The organism is Cohnella phaseoli (assembly GCF_003386235.1).
Classification (GTDB): domain Bacteria; phylum Bacillota; class Bacilli; order Paenibacillales; family Paenibacillaceae; genus Cohnella; species Cohnella phaseoli.
Genome location: NZ_QRDZ01000014.1, coordinates 12,826 through 30,430 on the forward strand (window position 1 = coordinate 12,826; position 17,605 = coordinate 30,430).

The 17,605-nt window shown below is 55.1% G+C and carries 13 protein-coding genes; 8 read left to right on the forward strand and 5 right to left on the reverse strand.

The genetic code is table 11. The features are described 5' to 3' along the window. Positions 1 to 26 precede the first annotated feature (26 nt). Genes DFP98_RS17915 through DFP98_RS17925 form a run of 3 tightly spaced genes read right to left on the reverse strand, consistent with a single transcriptional unit; the run spans position 27 to position 4,634 of the window. Positions 27 to 1,730: a type 2 periplasmic-binding domain-containing protein gene (locus DFP98_RS17915; protein WP_116061978.1), complete on the reverse strand. Its 1,704-nt coding sequence runs from the start codon at positions 1,728 to 1,730 to the stop codon at positions 27 to 29. A gap of 28 nt (positions 1,731 to 1,758) precedes the next feature. Further along, complete coding sequence (locus tag DFP98_RS17920) at positions 1,759 to 2,889, reverse strand: response regulator (RefSeq protein ID WP_181917761.1); 1,131 nt, start codon at positions 2,887 to 2,889, stop codon at positions 1,759 to 1,761. Further along, a complete protein-coding gene (locus DFP98_RS17925) occupies positions 2,886 to 4,634 on the reverse strand; it encodes a sensor histidine kinase (RefSeq protein ID WP_116061980.1) in 1,749 nt (582 codons plus the stop codon). The genes DFP98_RS17920 and DFP98_RS17925 overlap by 4 nt, the downstream gene beginning before the upstream one ends. A gap of 240 nt (positions 4,635 to 4,874) precedes the next feature. On the opposite strand from DFP98_RS17925, the gene DFP98_RS17930 reads away from it, so the two are divergent. From DFP98_RS17930 to DFP98_RS17965, 8 genes are all read left to right on the forward strand, one after another. Next, on the forward strand, positions 4,875 to 6,164 hold the full coding sequence (locus DFP98_RS17930) for a stalk domain-containing protein (protein WP_181917762.1): 1,290 nt from the start codon (positions 4,875 to 4,877) through the stop codon (positions 6,162 to 6,164). A 41-nt stretch (positions 6,165 to 6,205) separates the two neighbouring features. Continuing rightward, complete coding sequence (locus tag DFP98_RS17935; RefSeq protein WP_116061982.1) at positions 6,206 to 6,691, forward strand: hypothetical protein; 486 nt, start codon at positions 6,206 to 6,208, stop codon at positions 6,689 to 6,691. Positions 6,692 to 6,727: 36 nt separating this feature from the next. Further along, positions 6,728 to 7,066, forward strand: coding sequence for a DUF4870 domain-containing protein (locus DFP98_RS17940; RefSeq protein ID WP_116061983.1), 339 nt, complete (start codon positions 6,728 to 6,730; stop codon positions 7,064 to 7,066). A gap of 691 nt (positions 7,067 to 7,757) precedes the next feature. Further along, complete coding sequence (locus DFP98_RS17945; RefSeq protein ID WP_116061984.1) at positions 7,758 to 8,735, forward strand: sensor histidine kinase; 978 nt, start codon at positions 7,758 to 7,760, stop codon at positions 8,733 to 8,735. A gap of 301 nt (positions 8,736 to 9,036) precedes the next feature. After that, positions 9,037 to 10,266, forward strand: a complete 1,230-nt coding sequence (locus DFP98_RS17950; RefSeq protein WP_116061985.1) for an NAD(P)/FAD-dependent oxidoreductase — start codon at positions 9,037 to 9,039, stop codon at positions 10,264 to 10,266. A gap of 139 nt (positions 10,267 to 10,405) precedes the next feature. Further along, positions 10,406 to 11,068: a response regulator transcription factor gene (locus DFP98_RS17955; protein WP_116061986.1), complete on the forward strand. Its 663-nt coding sequence runs from the start codon at positions 10,406 to 10,408 to the stop codon at positions 11,066 to 11,068. Continuing rightward, positions 11,065 to 13,077, forward strand: a complete 2,013-nt coding sequence (locus DFP98_RS17960; protein ID WP_116061987.1) for a sensor histidine kinase — start codon at positions 11,065 to 11,067, stop codon at positions 13,075 to 13,077. The genes DFP98_RS17955 and DFP98_RS17960 overlap by 4 nt, the downstream gene beginning before the upstream one ends. Positions 13,078 to 13,155: 78 nt before the next feature. Next, on the forward strand, positions 13,156 to 14,409 hold the full coding sequence (locus tag DFP98_RS17965) for a mechanosensitive ion channel family protein (RefSeq protein ID WP_116061988.1): 1,254 nt from the start codon (positions 13,156 to 13,158) through the stop codon (positions 14,407 to 14,409). Positions 14,410 to 14,572: 163 nt separating this feature from the next. On the opposite strand, the gene DFP98_RS17970 is transcribed toward DFP98_RS17965, so the two are convergent. After that, positions 14,573 to 15,283, reverse strand: coding sequence for a response regulator transcription factor (locus DFP98_RS17970; protein ID WP_116061989.1), 711 nt, complete (start codon positions 15,281 to 15,283; stop codon positions 14,573 to 14,575). Then, the gene (locus tag DFP98_RS17975; protein ID WP_116061990.1) at positions 15,280 to 17,433 is read right to left on the reverse strand and encodes an ATP-binding protein; all 2,154 of its coding nucleotides are present in this window, start codon (positions 17,431 to 17,433) and stop codon (positions 15,280 to 15,282) included. The genes DFP98_RS17970 and DFP98_RS17975 overlap by 4 nt, the downstream gene beginning before the upstream one ends. Positions 17,434 to 17,605: the final 172 nt, after the last annotated feature.

A 17,605-nucleotide genomic window follows, 5' to 3' on the forward strand; every position in this document is an offset into this window, starting at 1 on the left:
TAAAAGAATGCCGAGAGCCTCCCTAGTTACAGGCTGTCATCTTTTTTGTCATCCGACATGCGATCCCATTCATTCACTTCGACGGTCACTTGCGTGCCGCCGTTGTCGTGCCACTCCCGAACGAATCGGTCGAACTCGTCAAGCGGCGCGTACCCGTAAACGATTTGCAGGAAGGTCGTCTGTTCCAGCTTGTTCAGCAGCCGCCACTTCAAGGCCATCGTCGGGGTCTGCGGACCGACAAATTGCTCCGGATGGGAAATGTCCGGCTGTTGTTCGACGGCGAGCTTGCCTTCCAGGAACAAGCGGGAAGCGGTGGTCGCCATTTTTTTCTCGTAATAGCTGTCGATTTTCCCGTTATAGACCCGGCGTTCCAGACTGCCTCCCTTGATGGCCTTCGAGGGAGCGCTTCCGGGAGCGACGAGAAAGAAATTGCCGATCGTACTGGTCGTGCCGGGGAAATCATATTCCGGTTCTCCGTCTACGATGATGTAGTCGTAGCCTTCTGCCAGTCCGATCGAGAAATCCGATTCCGGGTCCTCAATCAACATTCCGTACACTTTATCGTAATAGGCAAAGATTTTATCGAAATGGTCGAAGTCCTTGCGGAACAAGTAGCTGCCGTAGGAGGGAAGGGTGCCGATCCGACCGATTCGGCCGTCTTCGCCTGCGGGATAGGGATATGGCTTGAAGACGGCCCCTTCCAGATCGGCTTCGCCAAGCGGCCACCCTCCCATCCAGCCGGGGCCGGAGATCATGCCCGCAATGCCCGAGGTCATGAGCACTGCCGCATCTTGTTCGTCATGCGTGCCGAAATCGCTCGCCAGATAACCGGCCTCATACCATTGCGCCAATCGTTGCAACGCCGATTTGACCGACGGTTGAACGGAGCCGTAGACGAGCGTTCCATCCGGCGCGCGGTTCCATTGATGGGCTTGATCGCCGTAAGCGCCGAACATAAAGCTTACGTCGCCCATCCAGCCATTGAGCGTATTTTGGCCCGCAACGGCAATGCCGACCGTGTCGTCGACTCCGTTGCCGTCCGGGTCCCGATTCGTAAACGCATCCATCACCTTTTCCAGTTCGTCCAGGGTTGCGGGAGCTTCAAGATCGAGGGCGTCCAGCCAATCCTGCCGGATCCATAAAATCGGATCGGCCAAATTGGCGGCCGATATCTGCGGCAGCCCCCATCGCAAGCCATCCAACGTGACCGACTTCCATACGTCCGGATTCAGAGCGTACGCCTCTTTGATCCGTTCGGATGCGTACTTCTCGAATACGGCTCCCATCTCTTGAATCCGATCGGCGTCAATTAGATCCCGCAGGATCGACGGCAAATCCTGACTGCGCAAAAAAAGCACGTCCGGCAACGGCTCGTTGTTCGAGAGAGCGGTGCGAATGCGATCTTCCAACGCATGATCCTGATCGGCGACCAGCCATTGATTCGTTTGCACGACGCATAGCCGATCGCGGGCCCATCTCGTGATCGGATTGTTGTCCGTCGTATCGTTTCCTTTTAAGATATCGAAATCCCGCAACGCCCTCGCCGTTGTGATAACCGTCAGTTCCTCGCATCGATCGCTCGCGGAGGCAACGGCCGTGGGCGCCGATTCTTTCGTCTCCTCCCCGCTGCAGCCCGCCAATGCGGGCAGGAGAAGCACAAGAGCCAATGCGATGCGCGACAATCGCACGCCTGACCGTCCGGAGCGAATCTCCTGATCCGAAAGCCACATTCTGTTCTTGTTCACCTCCGTTGGAAATCTAGTTTTCGGCGATTCTAGTTTCGGAAGATAGCGGCAAGAAGATCGAAAGCTGCGCACCGTCCGGATTGCGAGTCCCCGCGAGCGCCGTCCTGCCGCCTAATCTGGCGATCCGCTCGTTCATGATCGACAATCCGTTGCCGGGACGAGCGCCGTCGAACGGTCTGCCGTCGTTCCACAGTTCGAGGCGGAGTTCCTTGTCTTCGGCATCGAGGGCTAGCCGGAACATCCCGGCGCCGCCATGACGCACGCCGTTCGTGACGCCTTCCATCAATGCGTTCATCAGCGCCTTGATCAGAGCCGGATCCTCGATTTTGCCCGGTAAGCTCATGCGCCGTTCGATAGTGATGTGCACCGCTTGCTCCGCGCCGCGGGCGAAACGCTCGATCAATCCTTCCAGATCGCTTGGGGATTCGTCTTCTCCGTCTTCGTATCCCGGATAACGATTTCGCAAGCGTCCCAAAGTCTCACGAATATCATCGAGACTCTGGCGAGCTAGCCGGCTGGATTGCTCGAGGCGTTCCATCCCCGCTTCGCGATCCGTCAGAAGCTGTCTGCCCGCTGCCTCCAACTGCACAATCATGGCCGTAAGGGCATATCCAACGACATCGTGAATGTCCCCGACGATTCGTTCCCGTTCCGCTTCGGCGGCTTGCTCGGCATCCGTCCGCGCAGCCAGCAGTTCGGCTTTTATACGCGGCAGTTCCATTTGCAGCATATCGCGCATGCGCATCGTTTCCGCAGCCTGTTGCTCCTTCTTCGCGCGCTCGGTCAGAATCCGCTTGACCGCTTCGACGAGCTCCTCGTGTCTGACGGGCTTCAGCAAATAACCGACCGCGCCGATTTCGACAGCCGTTCTGGCGTACTCAAATTCAGCATGTCCCGTCAAGAGCAGACAGCTTGTCGCCGGACTCCGGCTCGCGATCTCCCGAATGAGCTCCAGTCCGGACATCGCAGGCATTCGGATGTCGGTTACGACGATATCGACAGGCTCAAGGTCCAGCTGCTTCAGCGCCTCCGGACCTGAATGCGCTTGCAGTACGCGATCGACCCCGTGCTTCGGCCAGGGGATTGTCGTCGCCAGATCCTGAACGATATGTCGGTGATCGTCAACGATCATCAGCGTTGTCATGTCGGGCCTCCGTTTCCATAGGCCGTTTCTTCCGGCCTTTCTTTCCAGCGCAATTGAACGGTGAAGCCTTGCGATTCGACAGAAGAGACAGTCATGTCCGAGCCTTCTCCGAACTGATAGTGAAGCCTCCATTTCACGTTCCAAAGGCCGAAGCTGCCCCCGTCAGGATCCTGCAGCGACAGTCGAAGCCTCAGCAACTGCAAGGCATTTGCGGACAGCCCCACGCCGTCATCCTCGACGCGAAGCTGGCGCCACTCGCCGTCCGTAATCCCAATGATGGAAATGTGCCCGCGCTCAAGCTTCTCTTCCAGCCCGTGAACGATCGCGTTCTCGACGAGCGGTTGAATCAGCAGGCGGGGGATGCGGCATTCGAGCATCGCCTCCGGCAGGTCGATCGTGTGGCTGATCTTCTGCAGCTGGTCCTCCATGATGGAGAGGTACGTCTGCACGAATGCCAGTTCTTTTCCAAGCGTTGTCTCCATTTCGCTATTTCGCGTTGTATAGCGGAAGTAATTGGATAATTCGTGCCCCATGTTCACAGCCTGGCTTAAGCGGTTCATGTTAACCATGCTAATTATGTACGCCATGCTGTTATAGAGGAAGTGCGGGTTGATCTGCGACTGCAATTGCTTCATGACCGCTTCTTTGGAACGGATTTCTTCGCGGTATACCTTCTCGACGAGATGCTGAATTTGCGCCGCCATTTCGTTAAAACGACCCACGAGTCTTTCGAAGTCGGGACCGGTGCGCGAGCGGACGCGTACCGAGAAATGGCCGTCCTTCAGCTTCTCGACGCCTCGGGTCAGCAGCCGGATCGGCACCTGCACATTGAAGTAAAGAATGATGGCGACGGCAATGCCGAGCAGAATGAGCAGCGCGGCCGTAAGAATGAATTGCCTCTGCGCCTGCGTAACCGGGGCCAAAATATCCTCCAGTGGAACATAATCGACGAAAGTCATGTCGAGAATCTCCGAGCGCAGCATGTATACCCGAATCTGCTTGCCGTCCAGTTTAATTGTGCTGTAAGCCACGTCTCCGGAGCGGTTCGTCAGATTGGCCGCGCCGATCAGCCGGTTGGCCGTCTCTTCGTCGGAGGTGGCGTTCAACACGACTTCGCCCGTGCTGGCGACGAGGAAAGGATCGTTGATGCCCTTGGATTTGAAGCTGTCCAGCTTCTCGATGACATTGTCTTCCATGAGCTCGATTTCGATGACAGTGGAAGCGTTATTTAGATCGGCATAGCCGGAGTAGGGATTGACGAAATAACGGGTAAAAGCCCGCGCGGCGATCCCGTTCACAACAACCGGGCGCAATCGCCATTCGGGGTTAAGCCTGGATGCCAACGAGATTTCGTCGTATTTGGGCGGGCGATCGGAAGACACAGCGATGCGGGACTGCGGGAAATACAGATTGATTCGGTTCACCCACCGGGTCGCCGAGCTGAACAGTCTGAGCTTGCGTTCGGCCCGCTGCAGCAGCTCCGCGAATTCGTAGCGATTCTCGGGCACCGAGCCGCCGGCGAACTCCGCGAAATCCGGATCGGACAGAATGATGCCCGAATAGCCGGAAAATTGCTCCAGCGTGTCTTCGATTTCCTTAAGAAAATGCTCGAGCCGATTCGCGTTCGCAAAGTCGATTTGCGATTTTACGAGATCGATGCTTTGACGATTCGTATGGATGAAGAGGTAAATGACGGGAAGCATCAGCATTGAGATCAACAGAATCATTTTGGTTATTAAACTCATAGGTCTCCGACGTTCCCTCCCGAAATTAGCGGGATTTCTAGCAATTTCTATTATTGTGACACACAATCTCGTCCGTTTACAAGATGGAATGAAAGATCAGGAACTTGGTCGGATGCCGATTCCGGGACTATGACAAGGATGATGACAATGTGTAACTAGCGCGTCATAGGGAGCCGGTATAAGATGGTAACGAATTTCGAGTGCGAGTCAGGTGCGGGAGCAAGAAAAGGAGATGGGAGAATGAGGAAGCTTTCGACGAAGGCGTTAATCTGGCTGTCAGGCCTGCTTCTGGTCCTTACGAGCACGACTTCGTTCGCGATGGCCAAGGATGACGACGTTAAGGTCTATGTGGAAGGCAAGCTGCTCAAATACGAGGGACAGCAGCCGATTATTCGCAACGGGACAACTCTGGTTCCTTTCCGTGCGACCTTCGAGGCGCTGGGATACAAGGTCGAATGGAATGGCGCCAAGCAGAAGGCGATCGGGAAGAAGGAAGGCGTGGAGATCGAGCTGACGCTGGGCAGCCTGACCGCCAAAGTGAACGGCAAAGCCGTCAAGCTGTCCGTCGCGGCACAGACGATTCGGGGCAGCACAATGATTCCGCTGCGGTTCGTGTCGGAGAACAGCGGATACACGGTTACGCCTGAGAAAGTATCCGGGTCGACGGTAATCCACATCGGAAAAGGCGCCTCCGCCGGCCAGCCGCAGGGAGGCAACGGCGGACAATCTCAAGGAGGCAATGACGGGCAGCCTGAGCCGTACGTCGTGAAGGGCAGAGTCGTCAACCCGCAAGGAGAGCCGATTAAGGGCGCTTTGATCACGATTGACAATCAACTGCTGTACAACAGCAATGCGCAAGCGAAGACGGACGCGAACGGACGCTATCGGATCGAGCTGACGAAAATGGCGGCGACGTATATGGCGTATGCGGAATATTCGGTCATGTACGAGGGCGCGAAGCATAGCGTGGATCTGACGCCCGACGACGATAGTCCGTTCGCCGGCAATGAGGGAGCTATCCGGAACTTTACCGTCAAGCTCGACAGCTCGACCGGAACGGGGGGAAGCGGAGAAGTTTTGTTTTACATGATGGATCTCATTCATCCGCTCGACCCGGTCGCCGAGCCGCCGGACCGGGACGACGTCACCCTGACGCTCGAGCCGGTTGGCAAGATGATGGACGGAACCTCGGGCAAGAAAATCGTCAGCAAGGGCAGCAGGTCGAACAACGGCTACGGCGTGCATAACGTGCCGGTCGGCAAGTACAAGGTAAGCGCGGTCTATGCGCCTCCCGGAGCCGAGCCCCAGCAATTGCTGATCAGGGTCGTGAACCCGGGGCAGGACGATCCTTTTCATTCCTCGGTCGTCTCCGGTTTCAGAAGCGTCACGGCCAAGATCCAACAAATGGAGCTCGAGCTGAAGCTAGATGTCGTCAAGCCGCCGGCCGAGGACCCGTCGAAGATAGATTGGGACGCGATCTACGATCTTAACGGCAATCGGATAGACCGGTACGAGGAATGGAACGGATAACGATCCAAATCAAATCCAAATGAGATAAGGGAGAACGCAAAATGAAAAATGGAAAAAAGCTGAGCGCGGCTCTGTTCGCCGTCCTGCTGCTGGCGATGATGATCGCGACAGGCTGCTCGAAGGCCGAAAAGGCGATAAAAGAGGCGGAACAGGGAACGACGACGATTACGAAGGAAGACGGCGAGGAGATTAAGCTTTCCAGCAAAACGGACGTCCCGGATATGTTCCCGTCCGATGTGCCGATTCCAGACGAGATTCAAGTTACTGCGTCCATCAGCGGCAGCGATTCCGTCACGGTAACGATCGAAACGGAAATGCCGTACGAGGACGTAGTCAAATTATATTCCGATTACGCGCAGCAAGCCGGCTATTCGGAGGTTCATAAGCTGGAGGCCGATCAGACGATTAACCATTCATTCCAGAAAGGTACGGAACGGTTCGTCTATACGCTGCAGCTCGATCTGGAGGACAACAAAACTATTACCGGAGCTTTGGTCTATTCGAATAAACCGGAGGCCGAGGAATAAACGAAAATCCATTTTACCGAAGGAAGGAAAATGACAATGAACGCCGAAAATACGGAGCTTCAAGCCGAACCGACGGATATCGCCAACAATAAAGGGATGGCGATTCTGGGTTACATTCTCTTCTTTATCCCGCTGCTCGCGGCCAAACAATCGAGGTTCGCGATGTATCATGCCAACCAAGGGTTGATCTTGTTTCTGGCGCTGGTCGCTATCAATATCGTCAGCACGATCATTCCGGTGATCGGCTGGCTGCTAATCGGCCCGCTCGCCAATCTGGCCTTGTTCATTCTCGCAATTCTTGGAATCGTGAACGCCGCCGGGGGGAAATGCAAACCGCTTCCGCTGATCGGGGGCTTCAAACTCATCCATCACTGAGCGGTAGCGTAGCGGTTGCCGACACGAACCGAGGCTGTTTCATAAGCCAACCAACCAAATTGCTGTAATAGATAATCGATGAACAAGGTGAAAGGTGTATATACCTCCCTCCGATGCTATACGCTCCTGAAATCCTGAATGGGTAAACCCGTGACAAGGTCATTTCAGGAGCGTATGAGGCAGTCTCCAGGCTAATCATGACCCACCATACTTCCAGATAATTCCCAGAAGTTATTCGTATAATTATCGAAGACGCTTTAGTGACATAGAACCCCTGATCTTGGTTGATTTATACGATCTTTCCTACAAACGTTCGTCGTTTGAGTCTGATCCGAGTTGCTTTGTGCGGTTTTTCCTACAAAAGTCCGCCATTTAAGCCTGGTTCGAGCTGCGTTGTACGAATTTCCGACTAACTTCCCTGCGTAAGCTCATGTGTGCAAAAAGATCCGTCGTAAAAGTTTAATATCCAATAAATTGTAAACATTGTGGGTCATGATTAGGTCTCCGGGAGGTACATACACCTTGTTTGTTTAATCGATCCTCTCATGCAACTCTGCTTATGGAACAGCCTCATTTGGCGTTTCATCCGTTCCCGCTCTGCTCCCGGGAATTTCCCGGCGTCGTCGGGAACGGGACTCTTGTGGCCGGGAACGGACCGCAAGTATGATGGAGGTAACGAGGTGATGAACAGATGGTCTCTTACGAGAGCGGATTCAAGTGGACGGAAAGCATAAAGCGTTGGTCGCTTAGCCGGGCAGCGGGAGGACGGACGGCATGGACCGTGCAGAATGCGCTTCCGCAGAGCGGTCTTCAGCCGCCCGATCGTCGCCGGCTCGTATGGCTTGCGATTGCTTGCATGGCGTATCCGTTCGGCGAAAGCCAGCCTTTTATCGGCTTATTGTTCGTGTCCTGCAGCTTGGTCGGGATTCTCGCGATCCGTCTTTATCAAGTTCGCCAAGAAGCGGGACGCATTGCGGCCGAACTGCACGTCAAAAACGAGGAGCTGACGAGGCTTCAACGCAATGCGGAGAGGCTTGCGGAGCTGTCGGTGCAAGAAGAGCGGGGCCGTATCGCGCATGAAATCCATGATGTGGTCGGACATACGCTAACCGCTGCGATCGTCCAGCTCGAGGTGACGAAAAAAATAGCGGAACAGCAGGGCTGCGTTCCGCCAGAGAAGCTGGAACTGCTGAACGGGCTCGTGCGGAAGGGGCTGGACGATATTCGCAGGGCGGTGAAGCTGATGAGATCCGACGAGGCGACGAAGTCTCAGACGCTGGAGGAGGCGCTTCGAGAGCTGATCCAATCTACGGAAGAAACGATGGAAATCGCCATCGAGACGGATATTTCGCTTTCTCCCAGGCCGGAGCTTGGAAGGCTAACCGAACAGGCGCTGTACCACGCGCTGCAGGAAGGATTGACCAACGGCATTCGTCACGGCAAGTGCGCCCGGGCCAGCTTCTCGCTGCGCGCGTCCAACGGGATGTTGAAGTTTCTGCTAGTCAGTGACGGGGAGCCGTTCGGCTCCGCCGCTCCCGGCTTCGGGCTGTCGTCCATGATCAAACGGGTGAAGCTGTTGGGCGGAGGAGTGTCTATCCGCTCCTCCGTCGACGCCGACGGCAAGCCGCTCGGCTGCGAGCTGGAGATCGAAATGCCGCTAGCCGCTTGAGCTGCCGCTTCCTTCTCAAAATCCCGGCTGGCGATATCCCCGCCGAAGATCGCTTCTCCGGAGGCGACGGATCGAATCGCGCGGACGATGTCGTCCTTATCGGCATCCCTGAGAAACCGCTTCTTCCCCGTTAGACGCTTCCGACGATCGTCATGCCTTCCGTGTTTTCCACGACATTCCGAACGCCTTCCCTGTCCGCGATTTCGAGTCGATCATGACAAAAACAATGACAGTCCGTAACTATTGGCGGCATATTCTCTCCATTACAATGAAATAAAACGGCGAGAGAGGAAGTTAAAATATGAAAACCAGCTATGATGTCATTGTAGTCGGGGCGAGGGTAGCGGGCGCTTTGCTTGCCTATGAATTGGCGAAGGCCGGATTTGAGGTATTGATGCTCGATAAGGCGCATTTTCCAAGCGAGACGCTGTCCACGCATAATTTCCTTAACAATTCGTTGGCCATGCTGCGGGAGATGGGGGTGCTCGACCGTCTGTTGGAGACGAGCACGCCGCTTTACAATCGAGCGTTTATCCAATTCGACGACATCGTTATCGACGGCCGTTTCCCGGAGGTTGACGGGGAGACGCAGTGCCTGTGCATTCGGCGCAAATACCTGGATCTGATGCTGCAGGAGCATGCTCTGGCGCAGGGCGGCGTGACGATGATACCGGGCTTCCGTCTCACCGACGTGATTAAGGAAGGAGAAACGGTGACGGGAGTGAAGGGCGTATATCGCAATGGAGAGGCGGCGAGCTTCCGGGCCAAACTGGTGGTCGGAGCGGACGGTCGCTTATCTACGCTGCGCGGCCTCGTGAACAGTCCGTGCTTGATGTCCGTGCCCACAGATTTTGCTTCCTACGTCGGCTACTATGAAGACTATAAGCAGGATGGCGATATTCATGTGGAGCTGTACAAAATCGGCGACACGATGGGCATTGTGTTCCCTACGAGCGACAATTTGTATGTCGTAGGCGCGATGTTCCCGTTAACGGACGAATATTGGATGGGGAGGTTCCAGAGCTCGCCGGATGCCGCCATGCTGGAGATTGCGGAAAGCGGCTTTGTCGGCTCGCCGCTTCAGGCCAGATTGAGAGGGGCCCGGCAGGCCGAGAAGGTTAGAGGATTGCACGGCTACAATAATGATTGGTTCCAGGGCATGGGCAAGGGATGGGCGCTTGTCGGCGACGCGTTATCCTTCAAGGATCCCGTCGTCGGTCAAGGCATGCCGGACGCGCTCTACGCAGCGCGTATTCTGACAGGCATCCTGAGTCGACAGAGCCATTGGTCGGACAACTGGGAGCAAATGGCCGAAGAATATCATCGGCAGTTGGAAGCCAAGCTGATGCCGCGTTTTCAAATGGCCTGCCAATTTACGAAAAACGTTCCGTTCACGCAGGAGCAGCGTATGGTCAATCAAATTATCGCCGCTAGTCCCGAAGCGACCAGCACGTTCCTTGGCGTTTACAATCGTGCCGTAGAGCCGTCGCAGCTCGAATCCATGATTATGGGCATGCTCGCCAAACCGTGACCGCAACCAAGATCAGCAGCGTCGAGCGCCAGACATGATCTTCAGGCAGCCCTGTACGATCCAGCCGGCATCTGCTACAATCTTGCCAACATGGTAGGAAATGCGCCCGATAATTGAAAGGACAGAAGGTGGATACGGCATGATTTCGATCCTTATAACGGATGATCAGCGGCTGCTGCGCGAGGGATTGCAGACGATCCTTCAGGCCGAGGAGGGCTTGAATATCGTTGGCCTGTGCGAAAATGGACTGGAGGCTTTGCAGACCGCCAAGGCATGCAGGCCGGATGTTGTGTTGATGGATATCAAGATGCCGATAATGGACGGCATTGAAGCTATGAAGCAAATCAAGCGCGAGCTTCCGGGCACAATCGTGCTGATGCTGACCACCTTCGCGGAGGATCGGTTTATCGTCGATGCGATGGCGGGCGGAGCGGACGGCTTTCTGCTGAAGGATATGCCCTCCAAGTTAATTGTACAAACCATTCATGAAGCGATGAACGGGGACGTCATTCTGCCCGCCCAGATTGCTTCGAGGATTGCCGCCAAGCTGTCCGTGCTCTCTAATGAAAGAGCGGATACGCTGGACGAGGTCAAGCTGAAGAAGAGCGGCTATTCTTTCACGGAGCGTGAACGGAAAATTATCGTGCTGCTGGTTGAAGGGTATTCGAATCGCCAAATTTCGTCGACGCTTTTTATGAGCGAAGGCACGGTACGGAATTATATTAGCGTTATCTATAATAAGCTCGGCACAAGCGACCGGCAGGCGGCGATTCTTATTCTTAAAGGTTTGTTGCTGGAATGAGAACAGAACGTCGTTCACTCCTCGTGTGGTGCTTCGTCTGCGCGATCGTCTTCTGCACTTTCCTCCCCTCCCTGCTGCTTGAACCGAATAGCCGTATGGATCATCAACGCGAGCGCTTCGCGTCGCTTGTCGAACGGCTGGAAATCGGGTTTGGCCCGGAGCGGCCAAAGGGAAACGAGTGGCGGCCGTTCGATGAAGTGGAAGCCAAGGGCCTGCTGAAGGGGTACAAGGGCACGGTGTGGCTGCAGCGGAGCTTGCCGAAGCTGGCCTGGCGAAGCCCGTATTTATTTTTGACCCGCATGGATCGGTTTGAAGTGTTTGTGAATCAGGACTCCGTATATCGGTATAATTTGGAGCAGGCGCGGAGCCGTATCCATGTCATGAAAATAATTCACCCTATTCCGATCGGTCAAGAGGATGAAGGGAAAACGCTGTTAATACGAACGGAGTGGAACGGCGCCGCTTCTCTCGATGAGGACATGGTTTTGGCAGGCGAGCCGGATCAGATTCTATATTGGCTTATCCGGGCGGAGTTGGCTTTTGCGATTTACGCTGTTCTTAGCTTGGCGGTCGGCTTTGTCGGGTTGAGTATGTTTATGAGGCGCAAGGTGCCGCTGTACGGATGGTTTGCTCTGTTTTGCGTCTCTATGGGCTTTTCCTTTCTGCTTTCCTGCCGGTTTATGCAATGGTTTGCGGAGATGGAGCAGATCTATTACTGGAATGAGCTGTTCATTCCTCTGGCGATATGGGCTTGCATCGGATTTTACACAAGTGCGCTTAATGCCGGCCGTAAACCGATTATTCTAATCGTGCATGGCCTCATGGCTTTGTATTGTCTTCTATCCGTCGCAGCCGCGATCCTGCTGCCGCGGCTCTTCCTGGAAGCGAGAATGTACGGCAACGCAGCCGCCGCGGTTGTCGGTTTTATCCTTGTGGCGTACGCGCTGAACTACTACAAGCTATGGAAGCTCCCGCTCGACAATGGCGTCTCGTCGGTCGCCGAACGTCGCGAGCGGCTGTGGCTGATGCGCGGAAATTCCACCTTTACCGTCTGCGCGACGGTTAGCCTGATTTTTTATACGATGCCGGATCTATTAACCGAATGGCTGAACGCGCACGCCTACGGGTTCAAGGTCATTGAAGGGCTGCTGCCCAACGCCTTGTTTCTTTTCATTATCTGCATGTCCATGGTCATCGTTAGCAGAGTACGCAAGGTTCATCAGCAGGCGGAGCGCAGCGCCGAGGAGCTGCTGGCGAAGAACAAAGAGCTGGAGCACTTTCATCGCAATCTGGAGCGGCTGGTCCAGACGCGAACGTCCGAATTGGAGCAGGCCAACCGCAGTCTGGCGCTGACACTGCGCGAGAAAGCCGAGACGCTGGCCGAAAAATCCGTACTGGAGGAGCGGAATCGCATCGCTTACGAGATGCACGATGTGGTGGGGCATACGCTTACCGCGGTGATTGTGCAGATCGAAGCAACCAAGACGTTGGCTGATCGGGATAGTCGGCTGGCCGTCGAGAAGCTGGATCTGCTAAGCGAGCTTGTGCGCAAAGGGCTGGACGACATCCGCAAAGCGGTTCGGATGATGAAGGTAGACGACGAGCATCCGCGGCTATCGCTGGAAGCGTCGCTTCGGGAGCTGATTCAATATACCGAGGATACGATGGACATTCGGGTTCAGACGGAGATTGCTCTGCCTTCCGATCTGACGCTTGGCGCGCTAACGAAGCGCGTGCTGTATCATGCGCTCCAGGAGGGGTTGACGAATGCCGCACGCCACGGCAAATGTACTTCCGCGCGCTTTACGATTCGCGGTTCTGAGCATACGCTGCATTTTCGACTTATGAACGACGGGGAACCGTTCGGGTCCGCCGTTCCGGGATTCGGGCTGTCGTCGATCGTAGAGCGGGTGGAGCTGCTGGGAGGAGAAGTGTTTATCGGGTCTTCGGCCGATCCGGAAGGCAACCCCGCGGGATGCGAATTATTGATTCATCTGCCGCTGAATTGATTCATTTTCGGCGGCTTGCCACTTATGCAGAGAGTGTTATAATGAAGCCACAAAATTTATCTGCATAAGGAGAAATGAATGGATTTTATTAAGCGTCAATTGCTTGAGCAGGGAGTCTCGTCGACCGTAACGGTGTATCTCGCCAATATCATCGTCATTTTTCTTATTGTCGGGCTATGCGCAGTGGCGAACTTCGTGACCAAGAAAATCGTATTGCGCGTCATCGCCTCATTCATTATGAAAAATCGCTTCACTTGGGACAACGTCATTTTGGAGCGCAAAGTTTTCCACCGCCTGGCCCACATTGTACCTGCTGTCATCATTTATTATTTTGCACAGGTGTTCCCGCACTATCAGACGCTGATCGAGAAGGGGGCGGTCATTACCATTATCATCGTAAGCATGATGGCGATCGACGCCTTCCTGAATGCTTGCAACGACATCTACAATACCTATGAAATTTCCAAAATAAAGCCGATTCGCGGCTACACGCAAGTAATCAAAATTTTTGTGTTCATAATCGGCGCCATTATTATCGTTTCCGGCTTGATCGGGCAGAGTCCTCTTCTGCTGCTAAGCGGCCTGGGGGCGCTGTCGGCCGTTCTGATGCTGATTTTCAAGGATTCCATTCTGGGGCTTGTCGCCGGCGTGCAGCTCTCGGCCAACGATATGGTGCGCGTGGGAGACTGGATCGAGATGCCGAAGTACAACGCGGACGGCGATGTGATCGATATTTCTCTTAACACGGTCAAGGTGCTGAATTTCGATAAGACGATTACGATGATTCCGAGCTATGCGCTCATTTCCGACTCGTTCCGCAATTGGAGAGGGATGAGGCAGGCAGGCGGGCGCCGCATTAAGCGGGCCGTCTATATCGATGCGAGCAGCATCGGCTTTTGTTCGCGCGAAATGCTTGGAAGGTTTCGTAAGATTCAGTTGTTGGCCGATTATATCGAAAATAAAGAGCGGGAAATTGTCGAACACAACGGTCGCAACGGCGTTGACAAGTCGCTGGAGGTGAACGGGAGGCAGCTGACGAATATCGGCGTATTCCGCGTTTACGTAGAAAATTATTTGCGGCAGCATGCGCTGATTCATCGGGACCTGACGCTGCTGGTCAGACAGCTGGCGCCGACGGAGCACGGTTTGCCTCTGGAAATCTACGCTTTCGTACAAGATACGAACTGGGCCGTCTACGAGTCGGTTCAATCCGATATTTTCGACCACATTTTCGCCTCCGCTCCGACCTTCGGCCTGCGCATTTTCCAGAGTCCGACCGGGCACGATCTTAACCAAGGGCTGCGGCGGGAAACGCAGGCGGCAGAGTCCTAATTATATCCGAACAGTAGGGGCTGTCCCATAAGTAGAGTCATTTTGTACGACTCTTTTACTTAGGGGGCAGCTTCTTTATGCATGATTTGGAAAGGAACAAGCCTTACGGGAGAGCGGTTGACCGCGTAATAAGATATGGATGCATGAATCTTGTTTTAAGCGGTCAGCTTCTTTTCCCCGTATCGCCGAATTTGTAGCCAAATCCGCGAATCGTCACAATATAAGCGGGTTTGGCCGCATCCCTCTCGATCTTTTTGCGCAGATGATGAATGTGGACCATGACGGTGCGTTCGTCGCTTACGCCGTCCAGGCTCCATATTTTCTCGTACAATTGCCTGACGCTGAACACCTGATTCGGATGCTCGAGCAGCAGCAGCAGGAGCTGCAGCTCTTTGGCCGGCAGGGTAGTCGGCTTGTTGTCGACGAATACCTCTAACCTTCCGGTATGGACTTTAAGCCAACCGTCCTCCCACAGCTTCCCCTCCTCTTTTTTGCCCTTTCCCCGTCCTGCTTGGTAGCGGCGAAGTCCGGCCAGCACGCGAGCAACGAGAACCTCCGGCTCGAAAGGCTTGGTGACATAATCGTCTCCGCCGAGCCGCAAGCCGTTCACGATATCCTGCGAGGTTTTTTTATTGGTCATGAAAATGATCGGAACGTCGGAGTCGCGCCGAATCCGCTCGACCAGTTGAAGACCGTCCATGCGAGGCAGCAATATATCGGTAATCAGCAAGTCGTAATCGTTGCGCCGGAACATATCCAATCCCTGCTCCGCATCGGGCGCGATATCGACCAGAAGTCCTTCCCTGCGCAAGTAGATGGCGACCAGGTCGCAGATATCGGCGTCGTCCTCGATCAGCAGTATTTTCCGATTCATAGGCTCTCTCCTTGGGGGGGATGCTCTTGGTTCGCTTCGGACTGACTGATTAGCGCGGGCAGCACAATCCGGAAATCGCTGCCTTGCCCGGGGACGCTGCTTGCTCCGAGCTCGCCCCGATGGCGCGCGACTATCTCACGGCAGATGGCCAGTCCCAGACCGCTGCCGGCTTTGTCGCTGTGCCCGGACGGACTTCGGTAATGGCGCTCGAAAATGAGAGGCAGCTCGGACTCGGGGATGCCGACGCCCGTATCGGTGATATGGATGACGACTCGATCCTCTTCCTGCGGATTTTCGCTTGGCCGGAATTCGATCCAGACCCGGACGAGGCCCTCGCCGGGGGTAAACTTGATCGCGTTGCCGACCAGGTTGGCGAATACGCGTTCAAAACGGTAGGGATCGACGATCGCGCAAATTTCCCCGGACGGGAGGAGAGCAGGCTCCGTATTCTCCCACCGCAACGAGACGTTCGCGGATAACGCTTCGGATTCGTACTTCTGCGTCAATTGTCGAAGGAAGGGCGGCAGAGGCAGCTCTTGGAACTGGAACTGAAGCTCTTCGGTTTTCAATTGGCTTAATTCGAAAACGTTGTCGATCAGCTTCTCCAGAAACAGGCTGCGTTCGTAAATCCGTCGGGCGTATTGAGGCGCTTCCTCCGAAATGACGGACGTCATGATCGCTTTCGAGAAGCCTTTGATTGAGGTCAGCGGTGTCGTCAGATCATGATGTGCATCCGCCAGCAGCGTGCTGCGCACCTGTTCGAGCCGCGTAAGGTCCCGGTTCCCCTGTTCCAGCTTGCGATTGAGTTCCTGCAAAGAGGCTGTTCGGCTGACGATCGTCTCCTCCTGGGCTTCGATGACTTTGGCCAGCTCGCGGGAGAGCGCCTCGGAACGGTTCAGCGCTTTGCCGAACATGGACGAGAGATTAAGCAGTTGAGTCAGCAGGAAGAACAGCATGCCGTAAGAGACAAGCCCTCCGAATGAAACAAACCCTGTGTAGTATAAAATCTCATGAATGACGGAGGCGAAGAAAACGGCAAAGCCGGTCGCATTGACGCGGGCTCCCGTCCTGCGGCGAAGCGCGGCGCGAATGTAGCTGTACAGCACGCAAAGGTAAACGGGGAGGAGGAGCGCCAGGATGTACGGGACCAGGTATTGCGTGTACACCTTCGCCGGTGTCGCCAGCACGAATGCGCCGAAGCCGCCGAGAGCCGCGCCGAAGACGGGAACCGCGAAACGAACGGCTTCCCGCGGATACTGTTTGCGGACGAATACGGCCATGCAGACGAGGGTGACAATCTCCGAGAGATATTCCAGCTTAACTCCCCATTCCCAGCTCAGTCCCGGAAACAAAACATAGGCGAACGAAGGGCCGAGCAGCGCCGACCGAACGCAGACGGCCAGACAGATCAGGCCGAACCAGATGACGGCCGGCTCGCGGCTGCGAAACAGGTAGAGGAAGACCGAATAGACGGCCATAAGCAGCAGGCCTCCCGCGATCAAGGCCCATGTCATCACATCGTTTCGGTGAAGCGAAGCGATTTTCTCCGCATCCCCCAGCTCGATGCCCTCCCAAATTCCTCCCGTGCGCTGCACGAAGTTCGACACCTGAATCACCATTTCGTTTACGCCGGGGCGCGGTTGAAAATAGGACGCCTTAGGGTAGTTTCTCGGAACCATCGATTTGGCGTCCGCGCCTACTTTCCCGTTGCCCATTGCAGGTACGCCGTTAATCCAGAGCCGATAGGCCGTAGCCACGTTGCGTACATACAAGCCTAGCGGGTAAACGGCGGAATTTTCCGACAGCGTAAAGGTCAAACGGTAGGTGGCATATCCTTCGTTAGGAAGCGGCTCGTTATCGAGCGTATAGGATTGCCATTGTGCCGGTATTTCGACAGAAAGCGGAACGTCCGTCAAGCTTCGATCCATCCGGTTCGGCTCAAGAAGACGATTCCAATAAAATTCCCATGGCCCGGTTAAGGCGACGGGGCGATCCGCTCCGGGATTCCAGCCGCGCAGATCGAGTACGCCGGCTTCGGCAGCGTCGTCGGAAGAGGATGCGTAAGAGGAAGGAACGGCGCCCCACAGTATGGATAGAGCCGCAAGCAGCCACACGACGGTGGCGTTCATACCCTTATTCCTATGAATCATATGGGTGACTCTCCGATCGGGTGGGGAGTGAGGTCGAATTAGGCGATTTTGGCTCGGACTTAAACGAAACTTAAACTTAATCGGCTAATCTTGGGGACGAGCTAGTCGTATTATCCATAAATGAGAGGTGGAATTCAAGCGGAATTTAACGAATTGCGGACAGAAGTTCCGG